12 protein-coding genes, 1 tRNA gene and 1 other RNA gene are annotated in these 15034 nt (G+C 48.3%); 5 read left to right on the top strand and 9 right to left on the bottom strand.

Going from position 1 to position 15034, the window contains the following annotated elements:
• Positions 1–25 precede the first annotated feature (25 nt).
• The 3 genes from ACXIT9_RS09095 to ACXIT9_RS09105 all read right to left on the bottom strand — a co-directional run bounded on the left by ACXIT9_RS09095 (position 26) and on the right by ACXIT9_RS09105 (position 1848).
• Complete coding sequence (locus ACXIT9_RS09095) at positions 26–679, bottom strand: hypothetical protein (protein WP_458055921.1); 654 nt, start codon at positions 677–679, stop codon at positions 26–28.
• On the bottom strand, positions 676–1359 hold the full coding sequence (locus tag ACXIT9_RS09100) for a hypothetical protein (protein WP_458055922.1): 684 nt from the start codon (positions 1357–1359) through the stop codon (positions 676–678). Before ACXIT9_RS09100 ends, ACXIT9_RS09095 begins: the two co-directional genes overlap by 4 nt.
• A 144-nt stretch (positions 1360–1503) precedes the next feature.
• The gene (locus ACXIT9_RS09105) at positions 1504–1848 is read right to left on the bottom strand and encodes a PadR family transcriptional regulator (protein ID WP_458055923.1); all 345 of its coding nucleotides are present in this window, start codon (positions 1846–1848) and stop codon (positions 1504–1506) included.
• A gap of 239 nt (positions 1849–2087) precedes the next feature.
• Between ACXIT9_RS09105 and ACXIT9_RS09110 the strand changes: the two genes are divergently transcribed.
• Genes ACXIT9_RS09110 through ACXIT9_RS09120 form a run of 3 tightly spaced genes read left to right on the top strand, consistent with a single transcriptional unit; the run spans position 2088 to position 4776 of the window.
• Positions 2088–3575 carry a DUF5687 family protein gene (locus tag ACXIT9_RS09110; RefSeq protein ID WP_458055924.1) on the top strand — a complete coding sequence of 496 codons (1488 nt, stop codon included), beginning with the start codon at positions 2088–2090 and terminating at the stop codon, positions 3573–3575.
• Positions 3572–4267 carry an ABC transporter ATP-binding protein gene (locus ACXIT9_RS09115; RefSeq protein WP_458055925.1) on the top strand — a complete coding sequence of 232 codons (696 nt, stop codon included), beginning with the start codon at positions 3572–3574 and terminating at the stop codon, positions 4265–4267. The genes ACXIT9_RS09110 and ACXIT9_RS09115 overlap by 4 nt, the downstream gene beginning before the upstream one ends.
• 11 nt (positions 4268–4278) lie before the next feature.
• Positions 4279–4776, top strand: coding sequence for a peptide deformylase (locus tag ACXIT9_RS09120; RefSeq protein WP_458055926.1), 498 nt, complete (start codon positions 4279–4281; stop codon positions 4774–4776).
• 104 nt (positions 4777–4880) lie between these two features.
• Here the strand turns inward: ACXIT9_RS09120 and ACXIT9_RS09125 are convergent, their stop codons facing one another.
• The 6 genes from ACXIT9_RS09125 to ssrA all read right to left on the bottom strand — a co-directional run bounded on the left by ACXIT9_RS09125 (position 4881) and on the right by ssrA (position 12819).
• Entirely contained in the window at positions 4881–7919 is a 3039-nt protein-coding gene (locus ACXIT9_RS09125) for an AAA family ATPase (protein WP_458055927.1), read from the bottom strand.
• Positions 7916–9148 (bottom strand): metallophosphoesterase family protein, encoded by a 1233-nt coding sequence (locus ACXIT9_RS09130; RefSeq protein ID WP_458055928.1) that lies wholly within the window; start codon positions 9146–9148, stop codon positions 7916–7918. Before ACXIT9_RS09130 ends, ACXIT9_RS09125 begins: the two co-directional genes overlap by 4 nt.
• A gap of 114 nt (positions 9149–9262) precedes the next feature.
• A complete protein-coding gene (locus ACXIT9_RS09135) occupies positions 9263–10510 on the bottom strand; it encodes a DEAD/DEAH box helicase (RefSeq protein WP_458055929.1) in 1248 nt (415 codons plus the stop codon).
• 10 nt (positions 10511–10520) lie between these two features.
• Positions 10521–11486 (bottom strand): fatty acid desaturase family protein, encoded by a 966-nt coding sequence (locus ACXIT9_RS09140; protein ID WP_458055930.1) that lies wholly within the window; start codon positions 11484–11486, stop codon positions 10521–10523.
• Between the two features lie 815 nt (positions 11487–12301).
• Positions 12302–12376 (bottom strand) — tRNA-Val (locus tag ACXIT9_RS09145).
• A gap of 36 nt (positions 12377–12412) precedes the next feature.
• Positions 12413–12819: a transfer-messenger RNA gene (gene ssrA / locus ACXIT9_RS09150) on the bottom strand.
• Positions 12820–12930: 111 nt separating this feature from the next.
• Here ssrA and ACXIT9_RS09155 point away from each other — a divergent pair.
• Both ACXIT9_RS09155 and ACXIT9_RS09160 read left to right on the top strand, forming a co-directional pair.
• The gene (locus ACXIT9_RS09155) at positions 12931–13734 is read left to right on the top strand and encodes a DUF481 domain-containing protein (protein WP_458055931.1); all 804 of its coding nucleotides are present in this window, start codon (positions 12931–12933) and stop codon (positions 13732–13734) included.
• Between the two features lie 134 nt (positions 13735–13868).
• A complete protein-coding gene (locus ACXIT9_RS09160; RefSeq protein ID WP_458055932.1) occupies positions 13869–15017 on the top strand; it encodes a DNA polymerase III subunit gamma/tau in 1149 nt (382 codons plus the stop codon).
• The last annotated feature ends 17 nt before the right edge of the window (positions 15018–15034 follow it).

Consider the following 15034-nt stretch of genomic DNA (forward strand, 5'->3'; position numbering starts at 1 on the left):
AAGTGGTTATAGAATATTTAAGCAGTTATTGAGTAATTGCCAAGGGTTCCTGATTGATTGTGCTATAAATTAATATAGCTACTGATGGAACAATAAAGCTGTAACAAATAATCAAAGCTTGACTAGGTCCTTGATAACCATGGTAGCTTAGCAGAATCGATGGAATTAGCAAAACGACATTCAGTATATTGAAATAGGACAAGTGCTTCTTGAACGCTGCTTCATGGATTGCCTTTTTCGTTTTGTTTTGCTCAGACAAAAAAGGGATGTTTCGTGAAGCATAGGCCGCTAAAGCAAGTAGAGTAAATACCATCAGAAGCGTAAGGTTTGCAAAGGAAGGATAGCCAATAAAGGAGTAAAGGCTGTAGTTCAAAGCCAAAAGTAAGGCAAGGATGGCAAAGGCTATCTTATTGGGAATTTGACTTGTTAGTGTTGTTAGCAATAAATGATTTAATTTTTTGGCCGCCAGGCCTAATTGATGCTTTTCCATTTGACGGATCGTGGACCAGTTAAAAGTCTGATCCAACTCAGCCAAAACCTCTTCCATGGATCGTTCCTCCTCCTGTTCCAAGGCCGACAGATAATGATCCAATACCTCATCTCTTACCTCGATGTATGGGATTTGTTTGGCATTGATATGGTAATGCAGGGTTTCGATATTTTTTTCAGTTAATTTCATATCAAAGCCGTTTTAGATTTGATTTTCCAGACTTTTAATAAGGATACAGCATAAAGTGTAACCATTACCGAAAAGACTACAGCTATTTGTGGCGCTATATGCTCTAAAGGATCCCATTTCAGCATGAGCGTCGGGAAACTGATAAAGGCATAAGTCAGCAGAAGTGGGAGCGAGGCCCGGTTCTCAAAAAAGCCAGCCAAAGAAGATTGAATGGGCACCCCTGTACCCTTAAAATTTTCTCGAATAGGCTTCATGCGCTTAAAGCTTTGATAACTATAGACGAATTGAAATCCGAACAAGAGTAGGAAGGGTGAAAAAAGAATCATTTTTACTTCGGTAGGACTTTGAAAATAAGTGCTTAAGTAGATGGCAACTGCTATCAAACCTATAAGATAGGCCCATCGCCCGGCACAGAAATAGCTGCGGATGACATGCCACTGGGTTTTGCTGATGTCTGCATGGGCAGCTTTTTTGAATTTGGCCTGTAAGGCATGACAGTAGGCGTAGCTAAACTTCTCATCCAACTCAAAAAGTTGTGGATGGAACTCTTGCTCAGGAAATTCCTGCAGATGACTGATAAAGTGGTCGTACACTTCCATCAGGATTTCTGCTGAAGAAATCTCTTTCCGCATGATGGTCTTGCGGATTTCTTGGAGTTCTATGTGGCTTAATGAACGCATAGTTTTGGTTTCTCTAAATGTGCGCAAAGTTTTCCGCCATGCACGCGAGGGGTACTTGTATTGGTCTATTTTAATTATTTTCTTGCCTTTTTAAGACTCCTATGCTTTCGCCACGCCATGCGTAGCGCACGGTGTGTGACCCTTTTAAGCCAAGCCCGGTTTCCACTCTGGGTCTAAAATTCGTTGCAGGTTGGCGACGAAGCCTTGCAACTCGGACATCTTGGCGCTGACTTCTTTCTGCCCATCCTTAGTCAGGCTGTAGTATTTCCGCACTCGATTGTCCACTTGCTGTATTTCGGTAGTCAGCAGTCCTTCTGCTTCCAACTTGTGCAGGGCAGGGTAGAGGGCACCTTCGGTTATTTTGATTTCCCCTTCGGTCAGCTCTTTTACCCGCTGGGTGATCTCATAACCGTACATTTTCTCATTCTCCTCCAGCAGTTTGAGAATGATGGTCTGCAAGCTTCCCTTGATTAAATTATTATTCGACATGCGCGTTCAGTACATTAGATGTCTAAATATATAAAAAAATTATATACATAAGAAACTTGGGTATTCTTTTTTTTATCCATTCGACCCTTTCGCCCGCTACTTTCGATGGAGAGGCTTGCGGCTTTCCATTCCTTTTTTTGCGCCAGCGCCAAAAAAAGAAGCGCACACAGGATATTTAAATGTTTAAACCGCCCGAGTTATCTTTTTTTTCTGTAATTTTCTTTTTTTATTTACAAGCCATGTTAACAGAACTTCTTCGTTTAGAATTCAAGCAGTTTACCCGCTCTACGAGCTTCGGCAAGTCACTGGCAGCGAACCTTTTTTTAGGGTTTTTGGCTATCGTGTTACTGGCATACGTCTTGCTGCTGGGTGCTTTCCTAAGTCCGATTATCCGTGAGCTAAGTGGGGAGGCGGATGTCCTCAGTGTCCTACAGGCGAACCTGATCTTGTTTTTCTTGATCGAGTTTCTGTACCGCTATTTTTTACAGCAGCTTCCTGTCCTAGAGGTGGAACGTTACCTTTTGCTGCCCTTAGCGAAAAAGCGCTTGGTGCACTTTCTCCTGCTTCGCTCCTATGTATCTCCTTTAACCTTGATTCCGATACTGCTTTTTGCTCCTTTTGCATTCACGCAGCTAGCGCCTGAATATGGATTTGGCTCGGCCATCTCTTGGTTTGGGGCTATCTTTCTGAGCAGCATGCTGCTGCACACCAGCATGCTCTTTTATAAGCAACAGTTTGGAGATAGTTTAGTAGGGATTTTAGTGGTATTTTTCATTTTGGTAGTTACGGCCGGTGGGACTTATCTGGGGTATTTTCAACTCGGAAATCTATTTGCTCCTGTTTTCGCTTGGTCCTTGCAGGCGCCCTGGCCTTTCCTAGCCCTGCTGGCAGCCTGTTTGGGTGCCTATCGTTTCGTACACCGCTACTACTTAGCGCATATGTATGTGGACCTTTTGGAGCAAGAAGAAAAGCAGGCTGTTAGTAGTAATTTACCATTTCTGAATCGTTTCGGATTGGCGGGAGAGATGGCGAATGTCGAGTGGCAGCTTATCCGTAGGCATAAAAAGAGTCGTACCTACTTGATTATGTCGGCTTTTTTTCTGCTTTATGGGCTTATCATCTACCTTAATCCAGCCTATCAGTCTGAAGAGGGATTTGGGCACTTTTTCCTCTTTGCAGGCATTTTCCTCACTGGATCTTTTATGATACAGTATAGCCAGCTATTTTTAAGTTGGAATTCTTCCAATTATGATTTTTTCCTGACGCAAAAAGCAGGTGTGGAGGCCCTGGTCAAAGGGAAATTTCTTCTTTTTGCCTTTATCTCGGTGCTTTGCTTTCTGGTAACGCTACCCTATGTCTATTTCGATTCCGCGATACTCCTGATTCACCTTGCCGGCCTCTGTTTTAATGTCGGTGTGACGATGCCGCTGCTGGCACTTTTGGCTTCCTGGAAGCCAAAGCCTATGGACATTAATAAGGGGGCGATGTTTAACTATGAAGGAGTGGGCCTGATGCAGTTTTTGATGATCCTTCCGATCGGTGTAACGCCCTACTTGATATACTTTCCTTTTGTGCTATTCGGTGCGGGGCAGGTAGCCGGGCTATGGGCCGTGACGGCTGTGGGGCTGCTCGGCATTCTGCTGCTTCCCCTCAGCACGCGCGCTTTTACCCATTATTTATGGAAAAATCGCTACGCCATCTCTGCCTCATTTAGACAAGAATTATGATAGAAATTAATAGCCTGAGAAAACAATACAAAGAGCAAGTCGTGCTGGACATCCCAGCGCTTGTGATTCAGCGGAAAACCTGCTTTGGCCTGGTCGGCAATAATGGTGCTGGAAAAACCACGCTTTTCCGTACAATTTTAGACCTTATTCGCCCCACGGAGGGCAAGGTGCTGATTAACGGAGTAGAAGTAGCGAAGGAGGAGTCTTGGAAGAAGTTTGTAGGCGCTTACCTCGACGAACACATGCTGCTCACCTACCTCACACCGGATGAATATTTCCGGGTGCTGGGACGACTTTACGGGATGTCAGAGGCGGATGTGCTCGAGCATCTGGCGCCCTTCGAGACTTTTTTAAACGATGAAATCATCGGAAAAAAGAAGTATCTGCGGGACTTTTCGAAAGGCAACATCAAAAAGGTGGGTATCGTCGCGGCCTTAATGGGGAATCCTGAGCTCATCCTATTAGACGAACCATTCGAGAATTTAGATCCGAGCTCACAGGTACATTTGAAGCGCCTTATCGCGCACTTTATCGATACAGGAAACAAAACCTTTTTGATCTCTAGTCACGATTTAGCACATGTCACGGATCTTTGTGATCGCATCGTTTTACTTGAAAAAGGCCGTATTCTGAAGGATTTACATGAAAAAGCAGGTATGGTAGAAGAACTCAATGCGTATTTCGGCACCTAAAAACCTCCATCATGCCCATGCGACTACCGAAGACAGCTGATGCTATTTTAAAACTAGGAGATCCGCGCCTCTATGTCATTTGTGATCCTGTGACCGAGGCGGACTGGGTAGAAGTAGAGGACTGGGTCGCACAGCTGCGAGAGGCCATGCAGGACGTACGTCGGCGCTATGGCTTCGGTCGCGGAATCGCAGCTCCCCAATTAGGTATCCTCAAGCGGCTCATCTACATCGAAATAGAAGAGCCTTTGGTGATGGTAAATCCGACTGTGAAGCACCTGAGTGAAGAACGTTTTACCCTTTGGGATGACTGTATGAGTTTCCCAAATCTACTGGTTCAGGTCGAACGACATCGCTCCATTACCGTGTCTTATCAGGACGGTGGAGGGCACCTACAAGAAGCCACCTTCCACGATTATCGCGCGGAGCTGGTGCAGCATGAGCTCGATCACCTGGAAGGAATTCTATGTACGATGCGCGCTCTGGACGCGCGGAGCTTTCGCTGGCGCTAGGTAGGGTCAGTTACCCTTATTATGCGGGGATTATCTCTGCTAAGGAATCTTTTTGGCCCAATTAGCCCCCCCCTTCAGGCCCATGCCAAAGCATTTTCGTTTTTCTAGCTATAAGAATAGCTTACTTGACTACCCTTTTCTGGATCAAGCTTTACCTGTGCATAGACACTGATTTCCTGCTGAAGTTCTTCTACATGGGAAATAATACCTACCACGCGATTTTCCTGTAGCAGGGCTTTTAGTGTCTCGAATACAATATGCAGTGAGGCTTTATCTAGTGCTCCGAAGCCTTCATCCAAAAAGAAAAAGCTCTTGTCCGCCTGATTGAGTGCCTTAACCTTTTCCGCCAGCGCCAAAGCCAAGCAAAGCGATGCCTGAAAGGCCTGTCCTCCGGATAGGGTTTTGAGCAGACGCTCGTTACCTCCATTCAGGTAATCGATGACCCAAAAGGTATTCTCTTGGTCGATTTTCAGGCTCAGTGCATTCCGGGTTAGCCGATGGAAGCGCTTGTTCGCCGTGGCGCAGAGCTCTTCCAAGTAAATGGTGCTCACATACTTTACAAAACCACTTCCCTTAAATAAGCCTTCCATGATCTTCAGGTGTCCTTCCCGCTTCAGTAGCGCATGGTAGCGCACAGTCAATTCCTGCTTTCTAGTCCAAGCTTCGCTGAGTTGCTTACTACGCTCCTCTAATAAAGCTATTCGTGTCTCTAGCGCTCCTTTTTCTTCCCGCTTTTCTTCCAGCACTTGCTTGGCCTGTGCTACATCCACGTCAGAGGCCCGATGCTCTCCTAAGGCTTCCCGAAGGCTTTGGCTTTGCTTTAGATGATGGGTTTTCTCTTCGTCAAATTGCTTGAGAATGGCTTCTTCCTCCGTTATGGCGATCTTCTCCCGCCGTAGTTCCTCGAAAGTCACTGCATCTAGCCCTTTCTCAGCCAGTTTCTGCTCCAGTAGCTTATGAAGCTGCACTGCCTTTGCCTTTGTTTTGGCATGGGCTTGGCCCAAAGCCTCCATACGCCCGCGCAGACGTGCTAACTGCTCTTGACTCGCTTCCAGGTCACGCTGTGCCTTCTGTAACTTGATGCTGACTTCCTCGATATCCCGCTTGACGCGCTCCACCATTTCGCGCAAACGATCGGGCGCTTGTGGCCTGTAGCTGGCGAGAAAGGCACCATCTGTGATCTGCGATTCCAGCGAGGCACGCCGCAACTGCTGTTCGCGAAGGTCCTGTTCGACCTGTCGTAGACGCTCTGCCGCTGCTTCAGCGTCTTTCCTGGCTTTGTCTAGCTGTCGGCGCTGCTCTTGCAGCTTGCGCTCCAAGCTGTTTCGTCTCTCTGCTTCGTAATTCAAGTGCTTCAGGTGTTGGCCTGCGGCCTCCCTACTCGCGAGCCCCATTTCTTGCCAGCTTTTTACGAGGAGCTGCTCTTCCTGCTCGATTTGCGCTAGCTCAACTTTTTTCTCCTGCCAGTTACTACTTGCAAAGGCGATATCCTGCTCAAGCCTTTCTGCTTGCTGCTTATTAAGTAAGGCTTTTTGGATATGTGCCTTACCTGCTTGAAGTGCTTTTTCTAAATGCTCCCACTCTTCATCTGCATCCGTTTCAGCCAGTGGGAGGGGATGTTCTTCAGCGCCGCAGAGTGGACAAGGCATTCCCGGAGTCAGGGCATGGCGATGTACGCGAAGGGCATTCCGAAGGTTAAAGGTCTCTCGCTTTTTCTCAAGCTCTTCTTGCGCTAACTGCAGGTACTCCAGCCAGTCCTGCCAGGTCGGATAGGCCTCTGGAAGCAGTGCTGAAAGTACACGTTGCGCTGCTTGGTGTTGGATTACCTTTCTCTCAGCCTCCGCAAAGGCTGCCTCCAGGGTGATTCGCTGCCGTTGTAGGCGCTCGGCCATTTGCAAGCTACTGTGGAGGTCCCCGATGCGCCCGAGTTCGGGGGCCGGGATAGCACGGAGTAGGTCCTCCTCTTTGGTGAGCTGCTGTTCCAGAGCCTGGAAATACGCCAGCGCCTCTTGCTGCTGAGGTTGGAGCAGCTTCACCTGCTGGGCGGCGCCTAGTTCGAGTTCTTCTACTGTTTTGATGCGCAGCATCAATTCTAAGTCACGCACCTTCGCTTGTCGTTCAGGCTGCTGGTCTGCTTTTTTATCGAGCTCGAGTTTGAGCGCTTGTAGTTGCTGGTGGTGATTTTCTTCCGAGACACATTGTGTTTCCAGCTGTCTTAAGCTTTCTGACAGTGTGCTTAGCTCCCCCCGTGCTTCTTCCAGCTGGTGAAAGGTGGGAAGAAGTTCCGTTTGTAGCATGCGCTGCGTTTGCAAACGGGCCGCTCTTTGCTGCATTTCGGGCGCTTGAGCGAGGAGCAGCCTGAGCGCGTTCTCATTTTGTCGAAGGGCATCCTCAAGCCGCTTCCATTCGAGTATTTTCTTGTAGGAGTCTTCTGCTTGCAGCAGCTGCTCGGCTAAGGACAGGGCCTCATTTTTAGCCTGTTGGAGCAGCTCTTTTTGCTGCGTCAGCAGCGTCTCTTCCACTTCCTGGAGTGGCTCCAGCTGGGTTTCCACCTGAACTTTTTCGATTTTCAACACCTCGAGGAGCTTCTTAGTTTTTCCTCCCAGGTCGAAACGTTCCAGCTGAAAGAGCTCTTTCATCATGTCCGCACGTGGGCCGGGCGTCAGGTCGATAAACTCCCGGAATTTACCCTGGGGAATGATAATCGTCCGCTTAAAATGCTCTTTTTTCATGCCGAGCAGCTCTTCTGCTTTTTCTGTCAGGGGTAGCCAGTCGCTGTCGGCTTCATCACGCAGGTAAAACGTATGCTCGGCGGGCTTGATTTTTTGCCGGTCTTTTGTGTCCCGCTTGACTTGATAGCGTGCGAGATAATGTCGGCGATTTTCTGGGCCCGCTAAAAATTCAAACGCGATGGTGAGTGTGTTTTTGTTGACATGCAGCATGCTCGTTTTTTCTCCCCGATCCGCCAGTCGCTCTGTGCTGCCATAGAGGGCGAGGAGGATGGCTTCCAGCAGGGAGGACTTGCCCGAGCCCACGGCTCCGAAAATTCCGAAGAGCCCTGCTGCTGTTAGGGGCCGAAAGTCCAGCTCCTGTTTTTCTTTATAGGAGTACAGGCCGTCGATTTCGAGTCGTAATGGGATCATGAGGAGGGATTTTCTTGGCTAGTAATTTCTTTAAAGAGGGTGAGGAGCTCTTCGGAGGGTGGCTGTCCTTGGCTGCTTTCCACATACATGTGAAAAAGGCTGAGCATATCTTTTTCGAGGTCGGCAGCCCGAATCGCCTGTGTGGCGCTGCGCTGTCCCTGACGCTCTGGGATGAGGTGCACGATCCCGGGGTGGGCTTGCAGGAGTTGTTTTCTGCTGACCGCATCGATGGCTTCCTCCACGCAAAGGGTGATTTCGACGAGGCAGTGAGGATGTGCTTCTAGCCAGTTGAGTGCTTCCGGCGTGCTGGTAAAGCGTTTCCGGTAGAGGGGGCGGCCACTGTGGAGCGGCAATGTTTCAGTGCGGACCTTTTGGCCCGGAAGGGCCTCTACCAATACCGCGTGTTTATGCTGTTCGGCTTCGCTAAAGGAATAGGCTAAGGGGCTTCCGGCATAATAAATCGGGAAGGGGCTTTTCGGGTCCGCCTGATGGCAGCGGTGCAGGTGTCCGAGGGCGGCATACTGTGTTCCGGCGGGGATGCTCGAGGTAAAAAGGGCTTGGGTGCCGCCTACATGCAAGATGCTCCGCTCACTTTCGGGCTCGGGCTCGGGCTGCGCGCCTTCGGGCATGAAAAAAAAGTGTCCGATGAAGAGATTGACGCCCTCGGTGTCAAAATAGGTGTCGGCCAGCTCTTGCCAGCGGTGTTTTAAGAGTTCGCGTAGGGCTTCTTCCCGGTCCTCTTCTCCCAGGTAGCGTTTGAGTAGTACCTCGTTCGCGTAGGGCGCGAGCAGGATGCGAATAGGAAAGGGATGCTGGGGAAGGCGTAGGGCCACAAAGCCGGGGGCGGAGGCGGTAATTTCGATGCCGCTCTCTAACTTGCCCAGAGGGAGCACGGTGTCGTAGCGGCTGTAAAATAGAATACCGAGTTCTCGGGCCAGTGGGTCGGGGGCCTCGATAAACTGGGTGCTGTCGTGATTTCCAGAGATGGCGATGATCGGACGCTGTCCCCCCTTCGATAGGCGGCGCAGGGTCCGGTACAGCAGCTCTACTGCCTCATGGTTTGGATTAAAAGTGTCAAAAATATCTCCTGCGAGTAGGACCAGGTCGACATTCTGTTCCTCAGCCAGCTGTATGAGCTCTTCGCATACTGCGCGCTGTTCGTCTAATCGGGAAAACTCTTGTAGACGCTTTCCTAGATGCCAATCTGCGGTGTGTAAAATTTTTAGCATGCTCCTTCTCTATGTGCTTATGGTGCTTTTTTCTTCTTTTTAGGAAGACTAAAGTACTCGTAATTTAGAGAAGGAGCAAGCTGTAGGGCTGCTTGTGTCAGTCCTTGTCAGGTTTTAGGCCTTCGGGTCCAAGAAGGTGATGGCTTTACCGCTTTTGCCGGCACGGCCAGTACGTCCCACCCGGTGGATATAAGCATCCATGGTCTGGGGTAGCTGGTAATTAATAACATGGCTGACATCCTGCACATCGATCCCGCGTGCTGCCACATCGGTAGCCACTAAAACCCGTATGCCGCCGTTTTTGAACTTTTGGAGGACATTATTTCGGAAGTTTTGGGATTTGTCGCCGTGGATTTGGCCCGCGGTGATGCCCTCTCGTACTAATTTCTTGGTGAGGCGGTCGGCCAGACGCTTAGTTTCGGTGAATAGGATCACTTTTTCCATGTCAGAGCGCCCTAAAAGCTGCTGTAGGGCTAAAAATTTATCCTCCCCTTCTCTCAACTGGATGGTTTCCTGATCTACCTGCTCATTTGCCGCGCCACTGTGGTGGATACGAATTTCCACAGGCTTCTCCAGCAAGCTGCTGATGATTTTTCGCTGGCTGTCGTCCATCGTGGCAGAGAAAAGCACCGTTTGCTCGCGTGTGCCCACCAGCGTAACGATGCGCCGCACGTCGTGGACGAATCCCATGTCGAGCATGCGGTCAAATTCATCAAGGATAAGGGTATCTACTTTATCCAGTTTCAGGGCCTGCTGATTCACAAGATCCAGTAAGCGGCCGGGCGTCGCGATGAGCACCTCTTGGCGCGCCTGACATTTCCGTAGATCTTGTGGCAGTGAAGTCCCTCCGATAAAAGTGGCCACGCGCAAGTTAGTACCCACTGCCAGGCTTTTAAATTCTTCTTCGATCTGTAGGGCGAGCTCACGTGTAGGGGTAAGGATCAGGGCACTGCGCAGGGCAGGGCGTTTCATCAGCTTCGTAATTAATGGCAGCAGGAACGCCGCCGTTTTTCCGGAACCTGTACGGGAGAGAGCGAGGACATCTTGGCCTTCCAGTAGTGCTGGAATAGCCTGTTCCTGGATCGGCGTAAGGACCTCGTAGCCCTTTCTGCGCACATTTTGGAGAAGTATTTCTGGTAGCGCTAGTCGCGCAAAGGGTACCGAGGGCGCAGGTGCTTCCTCTTGTGTACGAGGTGTAGCGATCGCCTTCTTAGTGAGAAGTGCGGGGTCGATTTGGGAGACAGGCTTCTTTTTCGCTTGTCTTCTGCGGTCCTGGCTTTGAGGCCTTCCAGAATTGGCGTTTGCTCTTCCGGGTGCTGCTGAGCGCCCCGCTGGGGAGGCATTATTTTTTCTAGTTTGCATGTAAATTGATTTAGGCTTTTTGTAGCGAAGCTACGGGCTGGCCAAGTTCCCGAATCATACGGGTGTGGGCTTTTAAAGCCGAAAGAAATGAAAGTTTACTGTAGTAGGGAATACCAAATTCAGCTGCTGTTTCTGCGACCACAGGGGCGATTTTCGCATAGTGGATGTGACAGATGTCTGGAAAAAGGTGATGTTCTACCTGATAATTTAATCCGCCGATGCACCAAGAGAACAGAGGACTCTTAGGAGAGTAGTTGCACGTGGTCGCGAGCTGATGACTCATGCGATCGCCCGGTACGGTTCCGGTGGAATCCGTACTCGGAAAAGCGGCCTCTGGGGTGATGTGGGCGGTTTGGAAGATAAGTGAGATCGACAATCCTGTCACAAAGTGTAGCGCCAGGAAGGCCAGAAGGATTTGGCCTACGCCGAAAGGGGAAAAGAGAATAGGAAGAACGAGAATAAAGGTGTAATAAACCAATTTCCAGGCGATGATATTCCAGATGGTTTTGCGATAAGTTTTTTCGTCTTTTACCAGCCCCATTTTATAGTAGCGGGTGAGTCGAATAAAGTCTTTGCTGGTTACCCAACTAATCGTGGAAAGGCCATAGAAGAACCAGACATAATAGTGCTGGTACTTATGCCAAGGGTAATGGGGGGCATGAGGAGAAAAGCGCAGCACGAAGGGGGGGTTAATGTCATCGTCACCGTCAGGAATATTTGTGTAGGTGTGATGCAGCACATTGTGTTGGATTTTCCAAACTGCCGCATGGGCACCTACCATATTCAAGGTGTAGCCGAGCCACTTGTTGAGTGTTTGATTTTTCGAGTAGGAACCATGGAGCGCATCATGCATCACACCCATACCGATACCCGCCATGCCGAGTCCACTGAGGATGTAGGCGAGGAAGAGTTGCCAGGTCGCTGTCAGTACTCCTGAAGTAACTAGGAGGATGGGAAGTGCGTAGAGGCAGGTCATGAAAAGGGTTTTAGCGTACATGGAACTGTTGCCGTACTTAGAGTTTCCGGACTTTGCGAGGGTCGCATTTACGCGGCTGCGTAAAGTCGTGGCAAAATCAGTGGAGCCTGACTGCCTGAATCGAATCGTTTTGATAAGCGTAATCTTTAGTGGTAAATGTAATTAAGGTGTGTGAGGGAGAGATGTTGTCCCGACGAGTAGAATTTCTTAAAATAGATACTGGATAAGAGGGTGAGAAAATCTCCGAAAAAGTTAAAAGCGGTACTCGAACGATGCCTGAGCGGAACTGAAACTAAGCGGAACTAAAGGTGCGCCTCAGTTTCAGTTTTAAAGGGCTAAAAAACTGGTGCGCCAAAGATGCGTGCTCTTTGATACTTTAAAGGTAAAGATATTTTTCGGTATTCCACGATTGGGACTACATTTTTTTCTTACTTTCAGCACCTGGGAAAAATGGGTAGGGGTGGAAGGAGACTGTCTAGATCTTAGTCAAAGTATTCTTGCCAAGGCTTTTGGCATTTTTTTTCTTATCTTTTTTTGATGTCGCAAGTCTAAAATCTTTCTTGATTGTAGAGGAAATGGAATTCTTTTCCGGTTCGGTTTCCTCCAGCCATGCCGGAACCGGACACAGGCATTCGGTTAGTAAAAGGAAGGCAAACGAACATAATCGGACATAGAATAGAAAGAAAAAGAAAGCAAACGAACACAATTGAGCGAAAATTCGAAAGGAAAAGAAAGCAAACGAACACGAAAAGGAAAGCAAACGAACATCTAGAAAATTTTAGGGCTTCGTCCCTTGCCGTTTAAAAAGAGAAATGTGGAACCTGAGGGATTCGAACCCACGACCTCTGCCCTGTCAAGGCAGCGCTCTAAACCAACTGAGCTAAGGTTCCTTTTTACACCCGTGCCAGAATTTCTAGCTTAGGTCTAAGTGGAGCTGGCGAGATTCGAACTCGCGTCCAGATAGGGAAACACCGTACCGTCTACATGTTTAGTCACCTGTTGGGTTTTCGACTGCCGCTCGCTGGGTGACACACCATACGACAGCTTAGCTACTGTCCTTTACTCCTCTTAGTAGCCTCGAAGAGCGCAGCCCTGTCTAGTCGACACCCCAGATCCACCCTGACAAGGCAAAGCGTGGTGGGATGTGGCCGGGGAATTCACCTTGGCGAACTCAACCCTTTAAGCAGTATCTAGTCCCCAGGGGGATAGATTAGGCAGCCATGGCGTAATTATTTTCGCCAATTATAGTTCGTATGAATGATTCACAGGCGTACATACTCCACCTGACATGCGAGCCCAGTCCTTACACCTCCTGTCAAAACCGGTCAGCCCCATTTTTTGAGAACACAAATATAACACATAAAGCGACGATAATGCATTTTTGTTCCTTGTTTTACCTGGCGGAATGGTTTTTGTGCCCTTCTTTTTTAAAAAATAAGCCGCCATGCCTTTAAAAACTCTTTTTTTACTTGTTGCTTTTTTCCTTTTGGGCCATCTGGCCCAAAGCCAAATTCTAAATATCGAGCAGTATCGCCTGGCAAAAGATACCAGTAAATCGGTCATGATGAAGTTAAATGCCGGACTAAATGTATTTAATCGTAGCGCGGCAGCTGATGCTCCTGTTAACCTTTTTGGTTATAATGTAGACTTCAATACGCTGTATTATCCGGGAAAACATGCGTATATGTTGGTAGCGAAGGTCGACTACTTACGGATTAATGAGAATGATTTTTTAAACTTTGGTTTTCTGCATGCGCGGGCTAATTTTTTTCGGGAGAATACGTATAATTTTGAAGTACTGACGCAGTATTCTTATGATAACTTTAGGGGGCTAGATCCGCGATGGGTCTTCGGTGGGTCTTTACGCCGCGTGTTAGCGAAGAGCGAGCATCTTCGTTTAGTGCTGGGAATCGGAGCGATTTATGAGCAGGAGCGCTGGCTGATTCCTGGGCTGGAGGTGCCGGCATTTCGAGAGGTGCAGTTTTTGAAATCCTCGAACTACCTTTCTTTTCGGGTGAGTATAAACGATTATGTTAGCTTGAATACAGTCAATTACTACCAGGTGGGCTACGACCGGGAATTTGGCTTTTTTCGGCATCGACTGAATAACTCCACGGTGTTAAATACCAAGCTGAGCGAGCGTCTATCCCTTACGAATACCTTTGAAATCGCCTATGAAGACCGTCCCATCGTGGAAATCACCAACCTCATTTACTCTTTTCGAACGGGAGTCGCGTTTAATTTTTAAGGCCAAGAGAATACCTGTTCGTGTTTTGCCGGCGGCAGTTCGCTCTGGGAGGGACTACCGAAAAGCATGCTAAGGAAGTGTTTCTAATCGTAAGAGAAGCGTGAAAAAAGCTGAGAATTTCCTATCTTGCGGCGATGGAAAATTTTGTGGTATCAGCGCGCAAGTACCGCCCTTCGAATTTCAGAAGTGTGGTCGGACAGTCTCATATTACGACGACGTTAAAGAATGCGATTAAAAACAATCACTTGGCGCAAGCCTTTCTTTTTTGTGGTCCACGAGGTGTGGGGAAGACGACTTGTGCGCGTATTTTAGCGAAAACCATCAACTGTGAGCATCTAACGGAGGATTTTGAAGCCTGTAATCAGTGCGACTCATGTAAGGCCTTTAACCAAAATGCTTCTTTTAATGTGCATGAGTTGGACGCTGCATCGAATAACTCCGTCGATGATATCCGAAATCTCGTCGAACAGGTGCGCTATGCACCACAAAAGGGGCGTTACAAGGTGTATATCATCGATGAGGTGCACATGCTTTCGAATCAGGCATTTAATGCCTTCCTAAAGACACTGGAAGAGCCTCCGAAGTATGCTATTTTTATTTTGGCGACGACCGAAAAACACAAAATTATCCCGACGATTCTCTCGCGCTGTCAGATTTTTGACTTTAATCGAATTCAGATTGGGGATATCACGGAACACCTTAAGTATATTTCATCGGAGGAAGACATCACATATGAGGAAGAAGCCTTGCGCTTAATCGCTACGAAGGCGGATGGGGCCCTTCGGGATGCTTTGTCGATTTACGATCTAATCGTCACCTATTCAGCAGGAAATAAATTAACCTATCAGGAGACAATTCAGAACCTCCATATATTAGATTACGACTATTATTTTAAAGTCGTCAGCAGCTTGCTAGCCGAGAGTATTTCGGAGGTGCTACTCCTCTTCGATGAGATTCTAAAGAAAGGCTTCGATGGGCATAATTTTATCATTGGACTTTGTGAACATTTACGTGACCTTTTGGTGTGTAAAGATCCTGCTACGGTCCAACTGCTTCAGGTTTCGGAGGGTACGCGAGAGCGGTATTTAGAGCAGGCTGAGCAGGCCAGTGTCTCCTTTTTGCTTTCTGCTCTCAGTATCGGGAGCCAGTGTGATATCCAATTTAAGTCGAGTAAAAATCAGCGTCTGCATGTGGAGCTAGCCCTGATGAAGATGGCCAATCTTCCGGCGGCTTTGTCCATGGCTGCGGTAGCAGAAGCGGTAACAAAAAAAAAAGTAGTCTAGGCACCTCGGAGGCAGGA

It is taken from the genome of Nitritalea sp. (genome assembly GCF_054166705.1).